Source organism: Pontibacillus marinus BH030004 = DSM 16465 (assembly GCF_000425225.1).
Taxonomy (GTDB): Bacteria; Bacillota; Bacilli; order Bacillales; family BH030062; genus Pontibacillus; species Pontibacillus marinus.
In genome coordinates, this window is sequence record NZ_KE384331.1 from 162,878 (window position 1) to 184,160 (window position 21,283).

Here is a 21,283-nt window from a genome sequence, read left to right on the forward strand (position 1 = left end):
TACTAACTTACTCTGCATTCTTGTTGATGTAAGCCCATTTGAATGAGAAGTCAGGACCCATTGGGTTTCTGATTACACCTTTAACATATGGCTTCCATACAGATGCAGAAGCACGTTGGTAAAGTGGTCCAATTGCAGCGTCGTTCATAAGAACTTTTTCTGCTTCAAGGAACGTTTCGAAACGCTTAACAGGCTGAGTAGCATACTCAGTGTTCGCTTTTTCAATTAGAGAGTCATACTCATCACTAGAGTAACCCATCTTGTTGTTTCCGCCACCTGTTACCCACATGTTTAAGAATGTGTTTGGATCAAGGTAGTCAGGACCCCAACCAGAGAACTGGATGTCATATTCCATGTTCGTGTCTAGGCGTAGACGCTCTTTAAATGGAACCTGCTTAAGTTCGATTGTAAGTCCTTCAAGATTAGTTTCCCATTGGTTCTTGAAGTAAGCGTTCATGTTCTTACCAGTTTCACTGTCACCAGCAAGAAGCTCAAGCGTGATTTCTTCTTTTCCAAGTTCTTCTTTAGCTTTGTTCCAAAGCTCTTTTGCTTTTTCTTTGTCGTGAGTTAGGAAATCTCCATTGATTTCACGGAAATCTTCACCTGTTTCAGGGTGAGATACGAAATCTTGTGGAATATCACCTGTTGCTACTAGAGAGCCGTTATTAAGGATTACGTTAACTAATCCTTTTTTGTCAATTGCCATAGTTAGTGCCTTACGAGCATTTGTGTTCGCAAGTGCTTCATGGTGTTCTTGGTTATACTTAAAGTAGAACAACACGTTTTGTGGGTTAATTTCAAAGTTAGGATCGTTACGGTACTCATCTACGAATTCTGCAGAAAGACCAGTAGCGTCAACTTTGTCTGTTTCATAAAGGTTTACACCAGTTGCAACGTCTTTAACAACTTTGAAGTTAATTTGTTCAAGTTTTACAGTTTCAGCATCCCAGTAATCAGGGTTTTTCTTGAAAGTCCAACCTTCACCATGGTTCCATTCAGAAAGAACGAATGGTCCATTGTAGTAAATGTTGCCTGCTTCAAGAGCGAAATCTTCGCCGAATTCTTCAACAGCTTTTTTGTTGATCGGTAGGAATGTACCGAAAGCAGTTAGAGATTCAAAATAAGGGATTGGTTTTTCTAGTGTTACTTTAAGAGTTGTTTCATCTACAGCTTCAACACCAAGTTTATCAACTTCCATTTCACCTTTGTTGATTGCTGTTGCGTTTTTAATAACGCCACCCATCATGTATGGACCGTACTCAGAACCAGTTTCTGGATCTACTGCACGTTTCCACGCATATACGAAGTCGCTAGCTACAACTGGGTCACCGTTAGACCAAGTTGCATCTTCACGTAAGTTGAATGTCCAAGTAAGAGCGTCTTCACTTACTTCGTGATCTTTAGCGATACCTGGTTTAACTTGTGCCTTTTCACCTAGACGGTAAAGACCTTCCATTGTAGAACCAAGTACTTGGAATGCAACTGCGTCAGTTGCCATTGATGGATCTAGTGTAGGAATGTCAGCACCTTCAGTTAGGTTAAGTACTTGCTCACCGCTAGGGCCGTCGGATTTAGTTTCTTCTCCGTTGCCATCGCCTTCAGAGCCACCCTCATTATTTTCACCTTCAGTGTTCTCGTTTTCTGTTTCGCCGTTTCCGTCGCCTTCACCAGCGTTTTCGCTGTCGCCACCGGAACAAGCAGCTAGAAACATAGATAGTACTAGAGTTAGTACTAACAACAACCATTTTGTCTGTTTCATCGTAAAAAATGACCTCCCCTAATGATTATGTTCAAAAGTTTTTGCAGCAGTTCTATCTGCCACACATAGAATTATACAAGTTTTCGGACAATTTTGCATTACTTTTTTTGCAAAAATTTTATAAAACCTTATAAAAATTACGTTTCAATGACAAAAAATAAGTCTATTTTCCTATGCTTTTTTATGTTTTTTATTATGTATTTTTCTATTTATAAATTGGACTGTATAATTTCACGTATTGTATTTTGATTTTCGGCATTATATCAAACCACTTTTGTATAGCTTTGCATATAGCATGCAATTTTCATTACTTCAACAATTTTCTGTCTATTTACATTCCCTATATCCTTTTCAAAAAATGTAATCGTGATATAATCTTATTTAGATATAACCAATGTCACTCTAAGATTTTATTTCTTTCTATATAAGGGCATAATTACATTTACATGTTCTTACGGTGAAAATTATTTTAAGAAAGGTTGATATTTTTGACGCTTTTTCAAAACAAGTGGTCGTTCTTATCTTTAAATGTTGCACTTAGTCTCATCCTTTTTGCATTCATTTCTCCCGTTTATGATCTGAAGTCGTACATCAATAGTCTTTTTTATGTTTCTTACTTCTACCTTTTCTTTGGACTTATCATGTTTGTCATTAAAGGGAAGTTTATAGATGGTATTACTTATAGTTTTCGACGAACAAGCAACAGGCTTTCAAAGAATGCTGATTATCTTGATGATTGGGAAAGTAAACCAATGCCTTCAGAAGTAGTGAGCCCATCTGTAATGAAAATGTTCTTTTTCCAAGGTAGTGTGTTAACGGTTGGGATGTTGCTATTACTTGGTTATTTTTATCAAATGTAACTGATACTTGATTTCCAGCGTATTATTAACTATAATTTGAACAACAATTTTACATGAAGCGATGAGAAAGAGAGTACATCTTATCCTCTGTTCCTAGAGAGTCTGTCGTGGTGGAAGCAGATAACAAGGTAAGATGGAAGTGGGCTTTCGAGCTGTGCTTTTGAACATTAAGTAGTAAGCACCGCGTTCCAGGCGATATTGGATAAAAGTGATCTCTTAATCATGGAGATAACTAGGGTGGCACCACGGTTCATTCGTCCCTACATACATATGTAGACGAATGAACCTTTTTTTATTGTTAGAAAATTTAAATGAGGTGATGAACATGAACACGATTTTTTCAGGAATACAGCCAAGTGGAACATTAACGATTGGAAACTACATTGGGGCCATGCAACACTTTCCTCCCCTACAAGAGGAAAACAATTGTTATTTCTGTATTGTAGATGAGCATGCTATTACAGTTCCACAAGACCGATTGGAGCTCAGAAAGAACATAAAATCTCTTGCAGCATTATACATTGCATCTGGAATTGATCCAGAGAAATCAACGCTCTTCATTCAATCAGAGGTTTCAGCGCATACACAGTTAGGTTGGATGTTACAATGTGTTGCTTATATCGGTGAGCTTGAGCGCATGACACAATTTAAAGATAAATCATCAAAGTCAGGTAAAGAAGGTGTTTCGGCTGGTCTTCTTACGTATCCTCCATTGATGGCATCTGACATTTTGCTTTATGGAACAGATATTGTTCCTGTTGGCGAAGATCAGAAACAACACTTAGAACTGACACGTAATCTTGCTCAGCGTTTTAACAACAAATACAACGATATTTTCACAGTACCAGATGTTCAAATTTCTGAAGTTGGTGCTCGTGTGATGTCCCTTCAAGAGCCGACTAAGAAAATGAGTAAATCTGATGATAATACAAAAGCCTTTATTTCTATGCTTGATGACGAGAAAACGATCGTAAAAAAGATCAAGAGTGCTGTAACAGATTCAGAAGGTATTGTTAAATATGATGTTGAAAACAAACCGGGTGTTTCAAACTTATTAACGATTCATTCTAGCTTTTCTGGTAAATCAATTGAAAGCTTAGAGGCTGAGTTTGAAGGAAAAGGGTACGGAGACTTTAAACAGGCCGTTGCAGAAGTTGTGGTTGAAGCGATGCGCCCAATCCAAGAGCGTTATTATGAGCTAATGGATTCTGAAGAATTAGATGATATTCTTGACCGTGGTGCTGATAAAGCAAATGATGACGCACAAAAAATGCTACGTAAGGCTAAGAAGGCTATGGGACTTGGTCGTGTTAAAAAGAAAAAATAGAAAGAACAAAAAGGGGCTGACCCACTGAGTAGTGGTGTCAGACCCCTTTATTTACTTCTTGGTTATGTTCGAGTTCCCATAGCTTTTCAAAGAAAGGTTGTCCTTTAACAAGCTTTCGACAAAGCTCTTCGTGTGCTGGGCTCCATCCATCCTGAATTCCGTCATATAATGTCTTCCATGCCTGCTCGAAATTCAATTTGTGAATGAATGCAAACTGAGTAGGATCCCATTCCGTTAACCAATAACGTACTTCAGATAGGTTTTTCGTTGTTTTGAGTTGATCAAGTGTCATCATGAGAAGCTGTTTCAGTTGTCTTTCTTTACGGGTCAAACCAATCATATGCTCTGGATGAGGTGAAAGAATGTGATATTCCTTCTTATCCAAGGCCTTTTTAAATTGGTAGGACTCTGGATCATGTGATTCGATCATGTCATAGACAAGTCTCTCCTGTCTTGGGATGAGCCTGCTTTTTCGTACAGGAAGATTATATCCCATTGTGTCTACCGCTAACACATTCGATCCATCTGTAACCACGAATGCATATTCTAGAGAAATGCGCTCCTGATTTTTTCGAAGGTACGCTCGTTTATAAACATGATCTAACAATGATTGTGGTAAGTCTTGGAGGTCGTTTTCAATGTAGTTATAAAGCGATGCTTGTACATATAATAATGGTACCTGGTCCAAAAGCTCAATTCCATCTTCTTTACGCCATTCATGAAATGGACAAACATTATATCCGTTCTCTTCTCCTTCAAACCAATTCACCCATACGTCATGTAAATATAGCATATGAAACCCCCACTTTTTTCTAAACGTTTTCTTCTGTAGCCATCAGTATGACCAAGCATGGAAATTTTATTCGAATGAATGTAAGATTTAGGAGGATTCTTGAGGTAAAAAAAATGTAGCTAGCGTAATCATGAAGATCCCGATCGGAAATAGGTAACATTCCGGGCGCGATTTTAAGAATATCAAATAGTCCACCCACCCAAACCCAGCAGGTAATAGATTTAAATACGTGATCATGGTGACACCACCAGACACCGCAAACCCGAAGCCAAGTAAAAACAAGAATATTGGTCCCAAGAACTCCCCTCCCCTAAAGCCTGTCCGCACCAGTTTCTTCTATAATATATGAACGAGGTCACCCCCATATTCCTAACTCCTCCAACGAATAGGTGATAATATGGGCGTAAAATGTATAATATTTAATGAAACATTTATGCCCTTTTATTCGTCAAAACTAATGAGGCATTTAATACGACAATAAACGACTTCCCTTGACGTTATATTGAAAATGCACCCTTTACTTCAGACGGAAGAAAGAGTAAATTAATAACTAAGTGGTTTTTTATGTAGAGGAGGTACAAGATGGCTGGAAGCCGCATCGTAAGACGAAAAAGAGTGAGAAAACGTAGAAGAAAGCTTCTCTTTTCCATCATGGTTGTACTTTTCTTAGGTACGATTGGATATACAGCATTTCAGGTAGCCGCCGGTCAGGACGAAGGTGCTAAAAAGGGTGGCTTTGGAAATAATGAGGATAATGAAAAAGAAGCTAATGAGTTTGAAAAAGTACAAAAAGAAAATGGGGATAAACAACAACTTGAAGATAATAAAATCAATGTCCTTCTTGTAGGAAGTGACCAACGAGATGATGAAGTAGACCGAACTGATACAATTATGATTGGTCAATATGATAAAGATTCAGGTGAAACAAAGCTTGTATCAATAATGAGAGACACTTATGTGAACATTCCAGGTTATGGTTACAATAAAATTAACGCTTCTTATGCTTATGGCGATATTCCATTGCTAACAAAAACAATTCAAAAAAACTTCGGTATCCAAATTGATCATTTTGCTGAAGTAAACTTTGAAGGTTTCAAGCACATTGTAAATGAAGTTTCACCAAAAGGTATTAAGATCAATGTAGAAAAGCGTATGAAGTACCAAGATAACGCTGGAGACGTTAATATTGATCTACAACCTGGTGTCCAACACTTAAATGGCGCCCAATTACTAGATTATGCTCGCTTTAGAGCAGATGCTCAAAGTGATTTCGGACGTGTGGAGAGACAACAAAAAGTTATAACAAGACTAAAAGAAGAAATGTTATCCCTTACGAAAATCCACAAACTCCCTAAAGCTATAGGGATGATTACATCATATGTGAATACAGATATGACCAAATCTGAAATCGGTGGTTATGGAACGAAATTCATTACAAATCATGATGATAACATTCAAAAATTACGTATCCCTGTTGAAGGCTCCTACTGGAACAAAAGATATGAAGGTGTTGGAGCTGTGCTTGCCCATGATGAAGCAACAAACCGAAACGCTCTACAAGAGTTCTTAGGTGTTAAAAAAGAAGAAGTTGCTAAGAAAGAAGAAAACGGAGACGCCAGCTAAGCTGGATCTCCGTTTTTTTGTGTTTAAGAGCGAATTAACTAAAAACACATGGCCTCCCAATGAAACCATGTGTTCTCTACTTTATTTAAGCTTCATACTTTTTAAAGATTAACGTTGCATTATGACCGCCAAAACCTAATGAGTTACTTAATACAGCTCCTACATCAAGCTTCTTCGGTTCATTTGGTACGATATCCAGGTCACAGTCTGGATCTGGATTTTCGTAGTTTGTTGTTGGTGGTACAGTTTGATCTAAGATGGACTTAATGGAGATGACTGCTTCGATTGCACCAGCTGCTCCAAGTAAGTGTCCCGTCATCGATTTTGTTGAACTCATTGCCAGCTCATAAGCATGGTTACCGAATACGGATTTTACCGCTTCTGTTTCATACTTATCATTTAAGGCTGTACCTGTTCCATGAGCGTTTACGTAATCAACTTGGCTTGGCTTTAATTCAGCGTCTTCAAGAGCCTGCGTCATAGCGCGAGCTGCTCCTTCACCTGTTGGTGCTGGAGATGTGATATGATAAGCATCTCCTGTTGAACCGTACCCTACAATTTCAGCATAGATTGTTGCACCACGAGCCTGTGCTGATTCTAGTGTCTCAAGTACAAGAATTCCAGAACCTTCACCCATTACAAAGCCAGAACGTTCTTTATCGAATGGTCGACTTGCTTTGTTAGGGTCTTCTACTGTAGATAGTGCCTTCATAGAAGAGAAACCTGCAAATGACATTGGTGTGATCGGCGCTTCTGCCCCACCTGCGATCATGTAATCCGCATCGCCACGTTCGATAACTTTAAATGCATCACCTATTGAGTTTGCACCTGATGCACAAGCTGTTACGGAACAAGAGTTAATTCCTTTTGCTCCTGTCGCAATGGAGACCTGTCCAGCAGCCATATCTGGGATAAGCATCGGTACGAAGAAAGGACTTACACGACGAGCTCCTTTATCGATGTACTTACGGAACTGCTCATCATAAGTCGTCATCCCTCCGATTCCGGAGCCGATCCATACGCCTGTACGGTGAGCGATTTCTTCATTAATGTCTAGGTCAGCATCTTTAATCGCCATGAGAGCGGCTGCTAGTGCATATTGCGTGAAAGGATCCATACGGCGAGCTTCTTTCTTATCGAAATAATCGCCCGGCTCGAATTCTTTTAGTTCTGCTGCTACTTTTGCAGGGAATTCATCCTTGTCCACTTTTGTTACTGGTGCAATACCTGATTGTCCTTCTAATAAACTTTTCCACATTGTATTTACGTCGTTACCTAGTGGGGAAACAGCCCCCATTCCTGTAACTACTACACGTCTTGAACCCATTTGAATATCCTCCTCCAATTAGATTCCATATCGTAATGCAACAGCGCCCCAGGTTAAACCTCCACCGAAGCCGACAAGCACTACAAGATCGTTATCTTTTATTTTACCGTTTTCTACGTTCTCTGATAAGGCAATTGGGATAGATGCAGATGATGTATTTCCATAACGTCTTACGGAATCAGCCATTTTTTCTTCTGGAATTTCTAAACGTTGACGAGCTGCTTCCATAATTCGAATGTTCGCTTGGTGCGGAATTAAGAAATCAACATCTTCTTTCGTTAAGCCTGCTTTTTCAATAACACTGATCGATGATTCAGGCATTTGACGAACAGCAAACTTAAAGACGTCACGTCCACTCATTTTAATAAAGGCATCTTCTTTTGATTGGTAAAGGTGCTCAGCCCCAGTACCATCGGAACCTAGTTCAAATGATAGAATTCCTTTTCCTTCACTTACCGGACCGAGAACGGTTGCTCCTGCTCCATCACCAAATAAAACACAGGTATTACGGTCTGTCCAGTCTGTTATTTTTGATAATTTTTCAGCACCTATGATCAAAACATTGTCATAAGCCCCTGTTTCGATAAATTGTTTCGCTGTAATCATTCCGTACATAAACCCAGCACATGCTGCAGCTAAATCCATGGATGCAGCATTTTTTGCACCTAGTCGTGCTTGTATATGGTTCGCTACAGACGGGAAAGGCTGATCTGGTGTTACGGTTGCGACAAGTATTAAATCTAAGTCTTCACCAGATAAGTTCGCTTTGTCTAAAGCTTTCACGGCTGCTTCATAAGCCATATCTGATGTTTCCATTTCATCAGTGGCAAAACGACGTTCCTCGATCCCAGTTCGGGTACGAATCCATTCATCATTTGTATCAACGAGTTTTTCCATATCAAAATTGGTAAAAACTCGTTCAGGGACGTAATGTCCAGTCCCTAAAATACCTGCACTCCTCATATGGTCATCCCCTTAATGGTAGTATATAATATCAATTCTTATGACTTGGTACTAATTTTAAGTGATCTTTTTTTAACTTGCAAGTGCATCTCTTCGTCATCATTAGACACTCGCCCTTTCTCGGTCAAGCATTTACCCATACTATAATCATAAGGAGGTGTGCACCGTGGCGAAACAAAATGAACCATCTAAGAATAATGAGCCCCTGGATTTCAACCAATTTATGTTCGGACGTCCGGCTAATGACAAGCAACCAACTTCTCAACCAAAAGCCGAAGAAGACGAGTCATTTGATATCTTTGATACAACCTCTACTCTATTTGAAACCTACCGCCAACTTTCTCCTTATTTCGAACACATCACAAATATAATTAAGAAAATGAAATAATGGTCCCGTAAACGACCCGTGTTTTGTCGATTAAGTCGACAAAAACCGGGGCGTATGCGGCACCATCTTTTTTACATCTCATGAGGGAGTTGTCCAGTTTTTTTGTATTGTTTGACAGCTGATTTAACTTTATCCACTAAAGGTTCAGGTGTACTTGGGCTAAATTTCCCTAACGTAATTGCATCATCTTGAAAATCAAATGTTAGAATGCCTTCTTTTAATTCACCTTTGTTAAACTGTTTCGCAGTTTGAACATACAAGCGATCTACATGCTGAATCGTACTTGTTAAGATGGTATTGGGAGCAATTTCTGATTGGTCACTAACGTACCCAATAGCATGCAAACCATCTTTATTTATCTGCTGAATTAAAGGTACGCTAAAGCTATCCCCCGCTGGATAATAAACATCAACATTTTGAGACTTCATCTGACTGTAAATCTGTTTCGCCCGCATTTTATTGTCCCAACTTCTTACGTACCGAATGGTTACATCTACATTTGGGTTCTGGTGCTTGACTCCTTCATAAAAGCCTTCAACTTCAGGTTGCCACTCATAAGCAGCGATTATTCCCACATGGTTTGTCTTTGAAAAACCACCAGCTACCATACCACCAAAGAAACCCATTGCATGTGCGCTAAAGTTTAAGCTTGTAATATTTTCACCTTTCACATTTCCATTAAAATATACAAAATGAATATCAGGATAGGCTTTTTGAATTTCATCAAAATACTGCCCAAAACGACTACCATGACCGAATACAAGATTCACACCTTTTTGTGAAAATTCTTGGACGGCTTTATGTGTAGCTTTTTTCGTTTGAATATGTTCTTTAAAATACACATCAACATCGAGCTCTTCCTTTATCTGAAGAAGGCCCTTATATCCTTTTTGACCCCATGCTTGATCATGGACTGTACTCTCCACAAGCATACCAACACTTTGAATTTTGCCTTTTCCCATCGTATCAGCACAACCTGATAATACTCCCATTACTAGTACGGTTATGAGAAGCAAACGCGGCAACATTTAGCGCACCCCACTTAAACTGTCATTCCTGTTGCGACATAATCTAGTCATATTGTATCGTTAATCCCTACGCTCGTAAACGTTTGCATCTTAACGTTTACTAAAACTTAATAATAATAGGATGGAAACCGTTTTTGATGATCCTTCAACATTTTCATCCCTTTTTCTAAAGAAATGGTAGGAGCTATACACTTATCATTCCGCTCTTCATTGCTTTCCATTCCGACTTTGATCAGATCCGTATCCCAGGGTTGAGTAACGATTGATTTTATAACCGGGGTTATATCTGAAACATAAACACTTTTCTCCGTTATAGATGTTGATTCACTTGTCATCCAAGGTCCATAAACGTGAGGTAATTCTATGGTGGTCCAGGATTGAGTTGATCGGGATGCTCCATCAACATTCACTCTAAAATAGTGGGATGCAGAAATTTCTCTTAGCTTCTCGAATGGAGGGTTGTGCTGCTGGTCATCAAGTGCAATTAGGGCATCGATACATTCTCCTGCATCCACATTTAGAGCTTCTTCAACTGATTCAACTCGTGAAAAATTAGTATTTCGTCCTACAAACATCTCAAGGGTTTCCTTTTGTTCCGTATTAGCTATATCAATACCAATTACGGTCTCTCCGTCATCTAGCCACTCTCTTATTAAGTGAAAACCTACCCATTGAAAACATCCCCATACCAGTTTCGTCATAACGTTCCCCTCCTATTGCATCCTATGAAATGTGATTCACAGACATGAGTTTAATAAGGGTTTTCGAGCGTTGATTCATACGATCTTAAAAACTGAAGAACCGTTGATGTGACTCTGGGTAAAATCGGCTGAATAGCCAGCTTTAATTCAACTGTGTGATCCGCTTCTTGTTGTTGCTCTTCAAAACGTCGACTATGATTATGAACCGTATAATACGGGTTCGCTACATCATGAAAAATAAGCACGGGTGATGATGTTTTAGGCATTTGGTAGTCCTTTATAATTTCATGATCTATATGGTTTTCATCAATTTCATAAGATTGAGCTAATTCTTTTTTAAAGCGTTTAAAATAGAGCTGGTTCATTTGTTCTTGTTCATAAAGAGCTTTTAAGCTGAGACATGGTGTGAAGAATGTCATTGAACGGAAAGCCATGTTGTGTTTCTCCTGCCAATGTAAAGCTGTTAAAGCTCCCATACCTTCAGCGACAACATGGATGTAAGGATTCACTGTCACTTGACGACGAACGTGCTGATAAAGTTGATTCAGTAAATGTACGGACTTCTTACTTCCCCATGCATTTCCATACAGGTTACTTGTAAATAAGGTGTATCCTTTATCTAAAAGATAGTGAATAAACTTCGAGCGTTCCGGATGTTCCAGCCAAAACGCTTGATTGTCTTCAACGTAGTGTCCTGAATCCCCGAGGTAAAGAACGAGATATCCATTAGGTTTTTCTGGAATATGGAGAAGACAAGGCTGGTTATCCAGTCGGAATGCTCTTGTCATTGATGTTGACGATTCGTACATGGTTTTGATCATCCTTTTTAAAGGGATTCTATCCTCTATAATGTATGTTATTATGAGATATTCGTATGGTTACACGCCTTTGTATGAAAAAGAATGTCATTTGGTGAACGATTTTTTTGTTCGAATACTTTTTGAGTGCGAACTGCGCTCTAGGCGGCGGTCTGGTTCAGGCGGTTTCATCTTAGATTCAGGCGTTCTTTGATCCAGTTCAGGCCGTTTGACTGGGATGTGGTCGGTCTTTGTTTAAATTCAAGCGGATTCATTCAATATTCAGGCGGTTATTATACCTTTTCAGGCGAACGACTAAATGCTCCTCCCCCCCTGATCAGAAAAACTCTTACAAGAACGGTGGAATTTTATTTATTTTTTTGTAAACGTTTGATAAACTTAAAGCAGAATGTCGAAACAGAGGTGAGATCGATATGCGTTTGTTATGGACTATTATTTGGAGTTTTTTACTAAGCAGCATGGTTACATATGTAGTTAGTTCCATGCAAGGTGGTTCCTTTACATGGTCGGCTGTTATCGCGTCTACGGTTGCATTTGTATTAGCCGTTGTTGCTTTAGGTGAAGGGGCTCTAAAAGAAGAAGCCGAATAAAAGATCCTCCTTCCATTTGAGGAAGGAGGATTTTTTTGACTCTTGAGCATGCATCCTACTGTGATGGATGCTTTTATTATGAGAAAATCAAGGCTTACGTTTGTATGTCCAAACACGGTCTTTATTGGAGTTTGACGGAAAACTTTCGCCTGCATTTAAGTGAATTTGCTTTGGGCCTTTAACCATACTTCCTGTTTCTCCAATTTCAACATAAAACCCATTGTTTGGTGCTTTATCGCCATGCTTAAATTGATGTCTCTGTCCCATATCTCATACTCCTTTTTCGTATAGGATATAGGTCTAGTTTGACTCAGTGGTGTAGAATTATACAGGTGGAAGGATTTAGTACCACGGCAATGCGCTTATGGCAACGAGTGCTGCGAGCGGTAGGATGAGACGTCTGAATCGGTTTGGTGGAGCATAACCATAACCATATGGTGCCCCATATCCATAGCCTCCATAAGCTCCATAGCCATAGCCACCATAACCGCCATATCCGCTTGGTGCGTAACCGTACCCATATTGGCGATCACCTGCATCTCTCGTTTGGGATTGCTCTTGTTGTTTTCGCTCTTCATCCGTAAGAGGGACAGCTAAGTAAAGGTAATCACCATCGACACCAGTAACAATACCATCAATGTTTTGGCCATCTACCGTTTGGGCAAGGACATATTGATTCATATGTTTATTACATAGAGAATACATATGGTGATAATTCGTATTCTGATTTTTTCTCCCTTTTTTCATGCGAACAACCTCCTCATCGATAGGGTATTCACCTAAGGAAAAAATGTGAAAAAGGAAAATATACGATTTAAGGACAGGAACGACTCATAAAAAACGAACTCTTATAGATATTGAAGGAGGAAATGTCGATGGAACTTGTGGACAAGCTTATACTTTTATTCCAATATTTATTCTTAGGCGTGTTTCAAGGGTTTACAGAACCAATACCAATCTCTTCAAGTGGTCACCTTGTCATTTTACGTGATCTCTTTAACCTTGAACTAGGCGGCTTGATGTTCGAGGTTTTCGTTAACTTTGGTTCTTTAATTGCTGTTTTAATTGTCTATCGCAATGATTTGATCCGACTCATAAAAAATGGTTGGGGCTTTTTGTTTCAAAATCAACGTGATCAAGAAACGTCTAATGATTTTCGCTTCATTGTGTATCTCATTATCGGAACCATTCCAGCTGCCGTATTAGGTATTGTTTTTGGCGATTGGATTGAAAACACGTTCGGTGAATCTGCCAAGTTAGTTGGGATCACCCTAATTATTACGGGGATCGCCCTATGGATTATTCGCAACTTAAAAGGTAGCAAAGGTGATGGCGATCTTTCCATATGGGACGTGCTCATCATTGGATTTGCTCAAGCTGTTGCATTAATGCCAGGTATCAGTCGTTCAGGAGCTACGATCGTCGCTGCAATGCTCATTGGTACAAAAAAAGCGACAGCTCTTCGCTTTTCATTCTTACTTTATATCCCTGTAAGTCTTGGAACGGTTGTGCTTAACATTGATGAATTTATCAACAGTGGCGTCTTCTCTACAATGCTAATCCCATACTTGCTCGCATTCCTAGGCTCTATTGTTGCATCCTATTTTGCACTTAAGTGGTTTATCAATGTTATGAAAGAAGGGAACCTTAAATACTTTGCTTTCTACTGCTTCATTGTGGGGGCATTAGTTTTCCTATTTCTATAATTGATTTAAGCAGCATCTCTTATTGAGGTGCTGTTTTCTTTTGAACAAATCTTTTATGTTTCAGTTTCTTCATTTATGGATAAATACATACTAAAAGGAGGTTCAAGTCATGTTTTGGGCAATAATTATTTTAATTATCTTGTGGTTACTTGGCTTCACAATCATTGGCAATGGCCTCGTTCACTTCTTGCTCGTATTGGCACTTGTCTTACTTATTGTGCGCCTTATCCAAGGAAGAAAGCCTTGACGTAAACTTTAAAGAATTCCAACCTACACTTTTCTGTAGGTTGGAATTTTTATTTTTTCTTGGCTAAACACCGCTTTCTCTAAAGAAAACTTGCCGATTGGCAAGCCTTTAAGGCGCAGACAGAGGCTTAGCCTTGGCTTATACTTCATACTTTCAAAATTTTCACTACTTCGAATCGCCCCGTTGCTAAAATTTTATACTTTTAACGTGCATTAAAAAACTGACCACTCTAATGAGCGGTCAGCTTTCATGAAAATCAACCTCCAGATACCGGTGGAATGAAGGCTACTGTGTCTCCTTCTTTCAGTTCCGTATCCATGTCTGTGTATTCTTGGTTTACAGCTACTGTTGCGTTGTCCAAATCAAGTAAGCCGTAGTTTTCTTTTAAAACCGATTTTACGTGACTAACAGGTTGTCCCACTGCGTCTACATCTACAGATTCAGTTCCTGCTGCTTCTTGGAATTGTGCAAATAATAATACTTTAACCATTTATAGATCCTCCTGTTCTGGATGTCCGGATGGGTAGGCTTTTGACTCGAGTTGATCCCCGATCCATTGCTCCCCATCTTCCCAATGTTCTTTTTTCCAGATCGGAACAATTTCTTTGATTCGTTCAATGGCATATCGGCTAGCATCATAGGAATCCGCTCTGTGAGGTGTAGATACCGCAATAACTACAGCTATATCCGATATAGAAAGCTCGCCAATTCGATGGGCAATCGAACATCTAGCTTCCGGCCATTTTCCTCGAATTTCATCTCCGATCTGTGCTAATTTCTTTTCAGCCATAGGCACGTACGCATCATACTTTAAATAGAGGGTGCGTTTCCCCTTTGTAAATTCGCGTACGGTGCCGATAAATGTGTTAATTGCACCAGCCTCTGGCCTTACAACGTTTTTTACCACATCATCAATAGAGATAAACTTCTCGGTAATCCAAAACTGTTTACTTTCCATCCAACTCCCCCTTGATCTGATTCTTAATCATCCGTATGTATGCTTCTTCTTTATCCCTTGGTATGCAGGGGACAGTCTCATGTGAAATCGATCCACCAGACACAATGCCTTGAACGTTTTTCAGCTCTTTTACCATCTTCAAATCGTTGTCATCACGCAACAACACCCACTTGGGATAAGGTTCAGACTTAAACCCTTCTACTAGTACAATATCTAACCCTAGAGGTCGGTAAAGATTAAGTAGTACATCCAGACTCCAGCTTTCTTGCCGCACATTCCACTGAAAGACGCCATCCCCTTCTACACCACTTACTACAGCCCCTGCATTAAAGTGTTGTGAACTATCTGTACCATTAAGCTTGTCCGGTTCGCCCCCATGACCATGATGCTTTAGGGTACCAACCTTTAATCCCTCTCTTTGCAATGCTTGAATTAATGATGTGATCACAGAGGTTTTACCACTGTTTTTGTATCCAACAACCTGTAGAACGACAAAAGGGTATTCTCTCATTTCTATCTCCTCTCATAATAAAAAATTCCCTTGCCGGACGTGCCAACAAGGGAATGGTTGAAAAGATCAATCCGGAATACCTAGAGCGATTTTCGCATAGCGTGACATTTTGTCTTTCGTCCAAGGTGGATTCCATACAATGTTTACGTCTACATCTCTTACTTCTGGAAGATCTGTTAAGCAACGTTTCACATCTTGTTCAATTGTAGCAGCTAGTGGGCACCCCATAGCTGTAAGTGTCATCGTTACGTTTGCTAGTCCTTCATTGTCTAGCTCTACATCATATACTAAACCGAGATTGACGATGTCGATTCCAAGCTCGGGGTCGATTACATTCTCAAGTGCACCAAACATATTTTCTTTCATTGCTTCAGTAGTCATAGTTTTGGTTTATCCCCCTTCGTTACATTCTTAACCACCATTATAACGAAAAATCTCTTAAAAGCGCAAGCGTCTAGGTTGTGACGTGTATGATCGCCGTAACCCCTACATATGTAGATCAAACCAGTTCACAGTTTCATGGATCGCATAGAGCGAAACTTTATGATCTCGTCCTACTTCACGTAAAAAACGAATATTTTCTGGGTTCTTGTAATGGGAAATCGCATCATTGTAAAAGCTATATGAATGATCGAACGGCACAACTTGATCTTCTTCACCGTGCCAGAAAAAGATTGGACGTCCTACTAATTTATCCACTTGTTTCGAGAGATCGATTTTTTCTAACGAGCGAATCAGTTTTTGCTGTTCTTCCTCTGTTAATGGAACATCTACTTCCATTTGTTTCAGCATTGCTACTTGTTCTTCTGCAAAACGCACAGGTTGCGGCGATCCCATTAGAACAGCTGCGACTTTGATCCAATCATACTGAGTTAAGGCGGCACTTGTTGTAATACCACCCATACTTGTTCCGGCCAAGCCGAACTTATCATCTAGGATAAGATTTTGTGCTTGAAGTTCTTGATAGAGCATTGGAAGTTCTTTTAGATTTTGTAAAACTACTTCCCATAACTTATAGGAAATTTCCTGATTGGAAAGCCCCTCTGCTCGCTCTCCATGTAAGTAACAATCGGGCAAAATCACGCGGTACCCTTTCTCAGCTAATAAAAAAGCTAAAGGTAAGTTCTGTTCCTTTGCACTTGTTATTCCATGTATGTATGTTATTACCGGAAGTGGCTGTCCTTCTTTTCTTGAATCTTCAATCATAAGGGCAGGTATGTGTGCTATTGTTTCACGTTTTATTCCAATCATGCTTGTTGGTCCCTTCCTTTTCACAAAATGCATATTGATATCCATATGCTAACACTCCAAATTGGGAAAAGAAAGCAAAATGATCCTTTACATAGCTATGAAACAAGATATAAACTTAAGGTCATACGAGGTGATGAATTAATGGAAAAGCATTTAATCGCATTAGATTTAGACGGAACTTTGTTAACGGATGATAAGAAGATTAGCGAACGAAATAAGCAAGCCATTGCTAAAGCAAGACAAGAAGGTCACATTGTCGCCATTGCAACTGGTCGACCGCATCGTGCAAGTATTGATTACTATCATGAGATGGATCTCGATACGCCGATGGTCAATTTTAATGGAGCACTGATTCACCATCCAAAAAACAGCATGTGGGACTCCATACACTCCCCGATGTCTATTCGTACAGCACGTAAAATTGTACATACCTGTAAAGAATTAGGGGTTAAAAATGTTCTCGCTGAAGTACGTGATGATGTATTTTTAGACCGTCATGATGAAGAGTTATTAGAGATTTTCCATACGTCTGGTACACCTATTACGATCGGTGATATACAGCAGCATCTAGAAGAAGATCCAACTTCCATTTTGATTCATCCACATCCAGAACAAGTGCCTGAGCTACGAAAGCATTTGGATGATCAGCATGCAGAATTGATTGATCACCGCAAGTGGGGCGCACCTTGGCACGTTATAGAGGTTGTTCGAACAGGCTTAAATAAAGCGGTTGGTCTTCATAAAATTGCTCACTACTACCACATTCCTCAGGATCGTATTATCGCTTTTGGAGATGAAGATAACGATTTAGAAATGCTTGAATATGCTGGTGTCGGTGTTGCGATGGATAACGCGATTTCAGAGTTGAAAGACGTTTCAAACTATACAACTGAATCAAACGAGGGTGACGGTATCGCTGTCTTTTTAGAAAAATATCTAAATTTATCCTCAAAAGCCATTTAACTGAGACCTATCCCAGTATTTGCGACTTATGAAAGTGCGATATCAGCCTATACTAAGCTTGAACGTAAAACATTGCGTTCAGGCTTTTTTATTCCATGGGGGGAATCAAGTTGAGCAAAAAAAGTAAATCCAAGCGTTTTGTTCAGCAAGGAAAAGATGCCGTTCAAAAACATGCGGAACGATTTCCGTATCGTGAGCGCTACTCTGATGTAGAGCGCAAAAATGAAGAAGTCGACAATCATACTGTGGGAGGGTTTTAAGTTGCAAAACAACAATAACTTATTCCAACAAGCGAAACAAGCTGTCAGCAATATCACCAACCGCAATGGTCAAGCTCGTGAAGAAGAGGTCCATCAAGCACGCAATGCGATCAACTCTGCACGCGCTAATGCTTCCCAAGAGGAGCAGCAGCAATTACAACAACTGCAACAGCAAATCGAACGCCACGAAGGGTTGAAGTAGTTTAGAAAAGCGAAGGCGACCGTTTAGCGGCGTTGGAATATGCAAGCCATCGACTTTGCCTATTCACTAGCCGTAGGAAGCCTGAGTTGGACAAAGACTCACATTTAGGAGTCGACACTCTTTCACGAAAAAAGCAGCACGCCTTTTGGGGCGGCTGCTTTTTTGTTTTTATGATGTTCTATCCAAGGTTAATCACATCGTATCCAAAAACATAGGCGTCCTATCTAGAATCAGAAACGCTCTATCCAATCGATTTGAAATTGATGTACGTGCTTCTACTATCCTTGGGGTAATTGGTGCAGGCGGTATTTGAACTATGATCATTATCTCCCAACAAAACCGTAACTGGGGAGAAGTTAGCTTAATCTTAATTGTTATTATTGTAACTGTAACCATAATCGATTATATATCAGCGTTTATCCGTAGACGATTGGTGTAGGTTAGTAATCAGGAGCATCGTAATCCGATGCTCTTTTTTATGCATGAAAAAGAGCAAAGCCTTCTTATATACGTTGCTCTTGAATATTAAAAAGCTGTCATAAAGTTTTAAGTGTCTTTTAATTGTTTTAGGTCGAAGCCGGAGGATCTATCGATCGCTTGCTTTGATCATGCATCACTTTGCCGACATACAGATAACCAAGCACCGTTACTCCAGTCAGAACCCAACTCAACACCTGACGTAAAATTAAGGCCTGGTCAAATGCTTCTACCCCATACTCTTTAATAAGCCATGCTTTCCAGACTACGAAAAGTCCTTCACGAAACACAAATACAAATGTGATTGCCTGAAATACGAGAAAGACTTTCTTTTTATAAAAGATTTCCTTTAGAGGTTTTCTAGGCTGTCCCTGCATTTCCATAATGTCCAGAGCAAACAGTAGTGCCACAGGCTTCTTGACTACCATACTTCCTAAGAAGAAGAGCCCTACACCCGTCGCAAAATAAACCCGATTCCATAACAGATTGATGGCTGATCCCGACAACACATCAACGAGTGTACTGAGCACTAGGTTCGCAAGCATAAATATCCCGAAAAATTGCAGGCTTCGGATATAGTAGAACCGTATAATGGTATAAAGAATTCCTGGTACAGAGGATAGTAGCATCGCATAATAATCACCAATGTCATCACGTATAAAATTCCACACAAGGAGTGGAAATACGATGTAACATATGACATCCCAAAACACAATTTTATTCCCTTTCACATCATTCGCTCCATTCGTCCAGTTTCACTAAACTCACCGCATAAATGAAGTGAGCGATAAACCAATATAAAATCGCTGAAATATCATCAATGGGTGGTGTCTCTTTAATCGCTAAATCTGTTAATGGAAAATAGGTGAGTGCTGCCATGACAGATAATAAGAGTGAAGTTGCCCAGCGAGCACTTGCTTCACCTTCTGTTTGAAAACGAATCCAGGCAAGATATACGATGGCAATTGCCCAAGAGAGCAACAGATGAAATACCCATTCCATCCATACGGGCCATGCGATGTCTCCTAACACTGGTATGAAATCAATATTCATCAGTAGTGTATAAACTTTTTCACCTGTCATTGCTTCTACAAACCACAATATGACACCTAATATTAAACCTGAAGCAATGCCTAACCAGAGTCCCTTTTTAATCATCTTATCGCCTTCTTTTCTATGTTTTCCTTACCCATTCCCTTTTTGATAGATGATCACAACTTAATAGGCTCCTATTTTCTCAATTGGTTGTAGTGTATTCAAAATTGCCTCTCTGTATCGTTTCTCTTCTTTCCAAACAAACCGGAAATACAAAGAACGGAGAAACGTCTTCATATTGAATTGAATGGCATCATCCTCATGTCCTTCAACTTTTTCAAGAACGAATCTAAATGATTGAATCCATTCAATGATAAAACAATCAGCTACCTTTGGAAAAATCGTTTCAAGGGCATTGATGAGACGTTCATCTTCACCGTGAATATATGGAGAAGGTCGCGTAACAACATGTATTATCGCATCGAAAACGGGCAACAATTCTTGTTCTTCAATTTCATCACAGTTCGCAAAGGATTCAAGGGCATCAGCTGCATGAGCAACGCTGTGGGCCCATCCTTTTTCAGATACAAAACCTCTGACATCTTGTTCTTTGATAAAATAATGGATCAGTGCCTCTAACCCATTTGTTAACGCTTCTCTTGATAGGAATGATTTTTGTTTATGGATTTCTAATATGGGTGGCAATAGCAAGACAGAAAAGCTTCGTGTGAATACGGAATCGTCTCCTTTGTTACCAATTTGATAAAAGAGATACTCATCGCTTAGTGCCAGGTCATATAATTCTCGTAATTGATCTTGATTAAATTTCTCATTTAAAATCCAAATCGCCAGTGCTCTATAAATCAGCTCGTCCCTTATCACTGGATCTGGATCTCCTATATGTTTTAACATATCGTCTAGCAAGGCCTGTGCTTCTTGCTGTGAAACAAGTTCAAAGTTATCGAAAGATTGTAGTTGTTGTTTTAACGTTTGTAACGTTTGTGTCACCGTCTCACCCCATCTCCAATTTCGTTTCCATTTTATCACAAATACCTGGAAGCGTAGAGAGAATTCATCATTGTTCACGAAAAGGACATGCTTTGTTGATCAAGAAATTCGTGCTAAGATAAAATTGGATTAAATAGAGGAGGGATTTTTGTATGGCTGTACAAGCACAACCAACACCAAATCCGAACGCAATGAAATTCACTACTGACCGCATGATTTTTCAAGGAGATGGATCAGTCTCTGTTATGCCTGGTCAAACAAGTGAACATGATATTTTGAATGACTTAATGGAGCTTGAAGGAGTAGACAATGTCTTCGGTTTTCAAAACTTCATCACGGTTAACAAAAAGTTCGACGCTGATTGGGATGCACTTACAGATCAAGTGAAAAATACGCTTGAGAAATATGGTTACTAAAGTTTTTATCAAAAAACGCGAACGCTCTCTAATACGATGAGCGTTCGCGTTTTTTTAGCTTTTATTTAAGGG

29 protein-coding genes, 1 pseudogene and 1 other annotated feature are annotated in these 21,283 nt (G+C 39.5%); of the genes and pseudogenes, 12 read left to right on the top strand and 18 right to left on the bottom strand.

The window, feature by feature from the left end:
- Positions 1-7: 7 nt before the first annotated feature.
- The gene (locus H514_RS0117315) at positions 8-1,759 is read right to left on the bottom strand and encodes a peptide ABC transporter substrate-binding protein (protein WP_027448087.1); all 1,752 of its coding nucleotides are present in this window, start codon (positions 1,757-1,759) and stop codon (positions 8-10) included.
- Between the two features lie 488 nt (positions 1,760-2,247).
- Between H514_RS0117315 and H514_RS0117320 the strand changes: the two genes are divergently transcribed.
- Complete coding sequence (locus H514_RS0117320) at positions 2,248-2,619, top strand: DUF3899 domain-containing protein (RefSeq protein WP_027448088.1); 372 nt, start codon at positions 2,248-2,250, stop codon at positions 2,617-2,619.
- Positions 2,620-2,671: 52 nt separating this feature from the next.
- Positions 2,672-2,884 (top strand) — a binding site (T-box leader).
- 60 nt (positions 2,885-2,944) lie between these two features.
- The gene (gene trpS / locus H514_RS0117325; protein WP_027448089.1) at positions 2,945-3,946 is read left to right on the top strand and encodes a tryptophan--tRNA ligase; all 1,002 of its coding nucleotides are present in this window, start codon (positions 2,945-2,947) and stop codon (positions 3,944-3,946) included.
- Positions 3,947-3,983: 37 nt separating this feature from the next.
- Here the strand turns inward: trpS and H514_RS0117330 are convergent, their stop codons facing one another.
- Together H514_RS0117330 and H514_RS0117335 are read right to left on the bottom strand one after the other, a co-directional pair.
- Positions 3,984-4,739 (bottom strand): YjbA family protein, encoded by a 756-nt coding sequence (locus H514_RS0117330; protein WP_027448090.1) that lies wholly within the window; start codon positions 4,737-4,739, stop codon positions 3,984-3,986.
- Positions 4,740-4,826: 87 nt separating this feature from the next.
- Positions 4,827-5,036 (bottom strand): hypothetical protein, encoded by a 210-nt coding sequence (locus H514_RS0117335; RefSeq protein WP_027448091.1) that lies wholly within the window; start codon positions 5,034-5,036, stop codon positions 4,827-4,829.
- A 285-nt stretch (positions 5,037-5,321) separates the two neighbouring features.
- Here H514_RS0117335 and H514_RS23405 point away from each other — a divergent pair, with 285 nt between their 5' ends.
- Positions 5,322-6,362 (top strand): LCP family protein, encoded by a 1,041-nt coding sequence (locus tag H514_RS23405; RefSeq protein ID WP_051255199.1) that lies wholly within the window; start codon positions 5,322-5,324, stop codon positions 6,360-6,362.
- Between the two features lie 85 nt (positions 6,363-6,447).
- On the opposite strand, the gene fabF is transcribed toward H514_RS23405, so the two are convergent.
- Positions 6,448-7,689, bottom strand: coding sequence for a beta-ketoacyl-ACP synthase II (gene fabF / locus H514_RS0117345; protein ID WP_027448092.1), 1,242 nt, complete (start codon positions 7,687-7,689; stop codon positions 6,448-6,450).
- Positions 7,690-7,707: 18 nt separating this feature from the next.
- Entirely contained in the window at positions 7,708-8,652 is a 945-nt protein-coding gene (locus H514_RS0117350; protein ID WP_027448093.1) for a beta-ketoacyl-ACP synthase III, read from the bottom strand.
- 166 nt (positions 8,653-8,818) lie between these two features.
- On the opposite strand from H514_RS0117350, the gene H514_RS0117355 reads away from it, so the two are divergent.
- Complete coding sequence (locus H514_RS0117355; RefSeq protein ID WP_027448094.1) at positions 8,819-9,040, top strand: hypothetical protein; 222 nt, start codon at positions 8,819-8,821, stop codon at positions 9,038-9,040.
- Between the two features lie 71 nt (positions 9,041-9,111).
- Here the strand turns inward: H514_RS0117355 and H514_RS0117360 are convergent, their stop codons facing one another.
- From H514_RS0117360 to H514_RS23410, 3 genes are all read right to left on the bottom strand, one after another.
- Complete coding sequence (locus tag H514_RS0117360; protein WP_027448095.1) at positions 9,112-10,068, bottom strand: BMP family ABC transporter substrate-binding protein; 957 nt, start codon at positions 10,066-10,068, stop codon at positions 9,112-9,114.
- 107 nt (positions 10,069-10,175) lie between these two features.
- The gene (locus tag H514_RS0117365) at positions 10,176-10,769 is read right to left on the bottom strand and encodes an NAD-dependent epimerase/dehydratase family protein (protein ID WP_027448096.1); all 594 of its coding nucleotides are present in this window, start codon (positions 10,767-10,769) and stop codon (positions 10,176-10,178) included.
- Positions 10,770-10,819: 50 nt separating this feature from the next.
- Positions 10,820-11,578, bottom strand: coding sequence for a hypothetical protein (locus H514_RS23410; RefSeq protein WP_051255200.1), 759 nt, complete (start codon positions 11,576-11,578; stop codon positions 10,820-10,822).
- 422 nt (positions 11,579-12,000) lie between these two features.
- Between H514_RS23410 and H514_RS24440 the strand changes: the two genes are divergently transcribed.
- Complete coding sequence (locus tag H514_RS24440) at positions 12,001-12,177, top strand: YjzD family protein (protein WP_081673076.1); 177 nt, start codon at positions 12,001-12,003, stop codon at positions 12,175-12,177.
- An 87-nt stretch (positions 12,178-12,264) separates the two neighbouring features.
- Here H514_RS24440 and H514_RS0117380 read toward each other — a convergent pair whose 3' ends face one another.
- Together H514_RS0117380 and H514_RS0117385 are read right to left on the bottom strand one after the other, a co-directional pair.
- Positions 12,265-12,444, bottom strand: a complete 180-nt coding sequence (locus H514_RS0117380; RefSeq protein WP_027448097.1) for a YjzC family protein — start codon at positions 12,442-12,444, stop codon at positions 12,265-12,267.
- 75 nt (positions 12,445-12,519) lie between these two features.
- Positions 12,520-12,924, bottom strand: coding sequence for a hypothetical protein (locus H514_RS0117385; RefSeq protein WP_051255201.1), 405 nt, complete (start codon positions 12,922-12,924; stop codon positions 12,520-12,522).
- Positions 12,925-13,052: 128 nt separating this feature from the next.
- Here H514_RS0117385 and H514_RS0117390 point away from each other — a divergent pair, with 128 nt between their 5' ends.
- Positions 13,053-13,883 (top strand): undecaprenyl-diphosphate phosphatase, encoded by an 831-nt coding sequence (locus H514_RS0117390; RefSeq protein WP_027448099.1) that lies wholly within the window; start codon positions 13,053-13,055, stop codon positions 13,881-13,883.
- 109 nt (positions 13,884-13,992) lie between these two features.
- Positions 13,993-14,130 carry a lmo0937 family membrane protein gene (locus tag H514_RS24760; RefSeq protein WP_154657404.1) on the top strand — a complete coding sequence of 46 codons (138 nt, stop codon included), beginning with the start codon at positions 13,993-13,995 and terminating at the stop codon, positions 14,128-14,130.
- Positions 14,131-14,386: 256 nt separating this feature from the next.
- Here the strand turns inward: H514_RS24760 and moaD are convergent, their stop codons facing one another.
- The 5 genes from moaD to H514_RS0117420 all read right to left on the bottom strand — a co-directional run bounded on the left by moaD (position 14,387) and on the right by H514_RS0117420 (position 16,895).
- Positions 14,387-14,620, bottom strand: a complete 234-nt coding sequence (gene moaD / locus H514_RS0117400) for a molybdopterin converting factor subunit 1 (RefSeq protein ID WP_027448100.1) — start codon at positions 14,618-14,620, stop codon at positions 14,387-14,389.
- Entirely contained in the window at positions 14,621-15,088 is a 468-nt protein-coding gene (locus tag H514_RS0117405; protein ID WP_027448101.1) for a molybdenum cofactor biosynthesis protein MoaE, read from the bottom strand.
- Positions 15,078-15,599 carry a molybdopterin-guanine dinucleotide biosynthesis protein B gene (gene mobB, locus H514_RS0117410; RefSeq protein WP_027448102.1) on the bottom strand — a complete coding sequence of 174 codons (522 nt, stop codon included), beginning with the start codon at positions 15,597-15,599 and terminating at the stop codon, positions 15,078-15,080. The genes H514_RS0117405 and mobB overlap by 11 nt, the downstream gene beginning before the upstream one ends.
- A 66-nt stretch (positions 15,600-15,665) precedes the next feature.
- Entirely contained in the window at positions 15,666-15,980 is a 315-nt protein-coding gene (locus H514_RS0117415; protein ID WP_027448103.1) for a metal-sulfur cluster assembly factor, read from the bottom strand.
- A 105-nt stretch (positions 15,981-16,085) separates the two neighbouring features.
- Positions 16,086-16,895 carry a prolyl oligopeptidase family serine peptidase gene (locus H514_RS0117420; protein ID WP_324604051.1) on the bottom strand — a complete coding sequence of 270 codons (810 nt, stop codon included), beginning with the start codon at positions 16,893-16,895 and terminating at the stop codon, positions 16,086-16,088.
- A gap of 96 nt (positions 16,896-16,991) precedes the next feature.
- Here H514_RS0117420 and H514_RS0117425 point away from each other — a divergent pair, with 96 nt between their 5' ends.
- The 4 genes and pseudogenes from H514_RS0117425 to H514_RS24445 form a co-directional block, all read left to right on the top strand.
- A complete protein-coding gene (locus H514_RS0117425) occupies positions 16,992-17,813 on the top strand; it encodes a Cof-type HAD-IIB family hydrolase (RefSeq protein WP_027448105.1) in 822 nt (273 codons plus the stop codon).
- A 110-nt stretch (positions 17,814-17,923) separates the two neighbouring features.
- The gene (locus H514_RS25015) at positions 17,924-18,073 is read left to right on the top strand and encodes a hypothetical protein (protein ID WP_169449776.1); all 150 of its coding nucleotides are present in this window, start codon (positions 17,924-17,926) and stop codon (positions 18,071-18,073) included.
- 1 nt (position 18,074) lies between these two features.
- The gene (locus H514_RS0117435; RefSeq protein ID WP_036842468.1) at positions 18,075-18,275 is read left to right on the top strand and encodes a DUF3813 family protein; all 201 of its coding nucleotides are present in this window, start codon (positions 18,075-18,077) and stop codon (positions 18,273-18,275) included.
- A gap of 250 nt (positions 18,276-18,525) precedes the next feature.
- A pseudogene (locus tag H514_RS24445) lies at positions 18,526-18,714 on the top strand (phosphonate ABC transporter, permease protein PhnE); the annotation flags it as partial.
- A 127-nt stretch (positions 18,715-18,841) separates the two neighbouring features.
- Here H514_RS24445 and H514_RS0117440 read toward each other — a convergent pair.
- From H514_RS0117440 to H514_RS0117450, 3 genes are read right to left on the bottom strand one after another with little or no spacing between them, the layout of a single operon-like run.
- Positions 18,842-19,483, bottom strand: a complete 642-nt coding sequence (locus H514_RS0117440) for a VC0807 family protein (RefSeq protein ID WP_027448107.1) — start codon at positions 19,481-19,483, stop codon at positions 18,842-18,844.
- Between the two features lies 1 nt (position 19,484).
- The gene (locus tag H514_RS0117445) at positions 19,485-19,910 is read right to left on the bottom strand and encodes a hypothetical protein (RefSeq protein WP_027448108.1); all 426 of its coding nucleotides are present in this window, start codon (positions 19,908-19,910) and stop codon (positions 19,485-19,487) included.
- Between the two features lie 60 nt (positions 19,911-19,970).
- A complete protein-coding gene (locus H514_RS0117450; protein ID WP_027448109.1) occupies positions 19,971-20,795 on the bottom strand; it encodes a DUF2785 domain-containing protein in 825 nt (274 codons plus the stop codon).
- Positions 20,796-20,947: 152 nt separating this feature from the next.
- Here H514_RS0117450 and H514_RS0117455 point away from each other — a divergent pair, with 152 nt between their 5' ends.
- Positions 20,948-21,211: a NifU N-terminal domain-containing protein gene (locus H514_RS0117455; RefSeq protein ID WP_027448110.1), complete on the top strand. Its 264-nt coding sequence runs from the start codon at positions 20,948-20,950 to the stop codon at positions 21,209-21,211.
- The last annotated feature ends 72 nt before the right edge of the window (positions 21,212-21,283 follow it).

Excerpts from the sequence above, each read along its gene's own strand:
- H514_RS24760 (WP_154657404.1), top strand. The coding sequence starts at position 13,993 with ATGTTTTGGGCAATAATTATTTTAATTATCTTGTGGTTACTTGGCTTC.
- trpS (WP_027448089.1), top strand. The coding sequence starts at position 2,945 with ATGAACACGATTTTTTCAGGAATACAGCCAAGTGGAACATTAACGATT.
- H514_RS24440 (WP_081673076.1), top strand. The coding sequence starts at position 12,001 with ATGCGTTTGTTATGGACTATTATTTGGAGTTTTTTACTAAGCAGCATG.
- H514_RS23410 (WP_051255200.1), bottom strand. The coding sequence starts at position 11,578 with ATGTACGAATCGTCAACATCAATGACAAGAGCATTCCGACTGGATAAC.
- H514_RS0117425 (WP_027448105.1), top strand. The coding sequence starts at position 16,992 with ATGGAAAAGCATTTAATCGCATTAGATTTAGACGGAACTTTGTTAACG.
- H514_RS0117420 (WP_324604051.1), bottom strand. The coding sequence starts at position 16,895 with ATGGATATCAATATGCATTTTGTGAAAAGGAAGGGACCAACAAGCATG.
- fabF (WP_027448092.1), bottom strand. The coding sequence starts at position 7,689 with ATGGGTTCAAGACGTGTAGTAGTTACAGGAATGGGGGCTGTTTCCCCA.
- H514_RS0117455 (WP_027448110.1), top strand. The coding sequence starts at position 20,948 with ATGGCTGTACAAGCACAACCAACACCAAATCCGAACGCAATGAAATTC.
- H514_RS0117385 (WP_051255201.1), bottom strand. The coding sequence starts at position 12,924 with ATGAAAAAAGGGAGAAAAAATCAGAATACGAATTATCACCATATGTAT.
- H514_RS0117350 (WP_027448093.1), bottom strand. The coding sequence starts at position 8,652 with ATGAGGAGTGCAGGTATTTTAGGGACTGGACATTACGTCCCTGAACGA.
- H514_RS0117365 (WP_027448096.1), bottom strand. The coding sequence starts at position 10,769 with ATGACGAAACTGGTATGGGGATGTTTTCAATGGGTAGGTTTTCACTTA.
- moaD (WP_027448100.1), bottom strand. The coding sequence starts at position 14,620 with ATGGTTAAAGTATTATTATTTGCACAATTCCAAGAAGCAGCAGGAACT.
- H514_RS23405 (WP_051255199.1), top strand. The coding sequence starts at position 5,322 with ATGGCTGGAAGCCGCATCGTAAGACGAAAAAGAGTGAGAAAACGTAGA.
- H514_RS0117390 (WP_027448099.1), top strand. The coding sequence starts at position 13,053 with ATGGAACTTGTGGACAAGCTTATACTTTTATTCCAATATTTATTCTTA.
- H514_RS0117445 (WP_027448108.1), bottom strand. The coding sequence starts at position 19,910 with ATGATTAAAAAGGGACTCTGGTTAGGCATTGCTTCAGGTTTAATATTA.
- H514_RS0117380 (WP_027448097.1), bottom strand. The coding sequence starts at position 12,444 with ATGGGACAGAGACATCAATTTAAGCATGGCGATAAAGCACCAAACAAT.
- H514_RS0117330 (WP_027448090.1), bottom strand. The coding sequence starts at position 4,739 with ATGCTATATTTACATGACGTATGGGTGAATTGGTTTGAAGGAGAAGAG.
- H514_RS0117415 (WP_027448103.1), bottom strand. The coding sequence starts at position 15,980 with ATGACTACTGAAGCAATGAAAGAAAATATGTTTGGTGCACTTGAGAAT.
- H514_RS0117405 (WP_027448101.1), bottom strand. The coding sequence starts at position 15,088 with ATGGAAAGTAAACAGTTTTGGATTACCGAGAAGTTTATCTCTATTGAT.
- H514_RS0117360 (WP_027448095.1), bottom strand. The coding sequence starts at position 10,068 with ATGTTGCCGCGTTTGCTTCTCATAACCGTACTAGTAATGGGAGTATTA.
- mobB (WP_027448102.1), bottom strand. The coding sequence starts at position 15,599 with ATGAGAGAATACCCTTTTGTCGTTCTACAGGTTGTTGGATACAAAAAC.
- H514_RS0117315 (WP_027448087.1), bottom strand. The coding sequence starts at position 1,759 with ATGAAACAGACAAAATGGTTGTTGTTAGTACTAACTCTAGTACTATCT.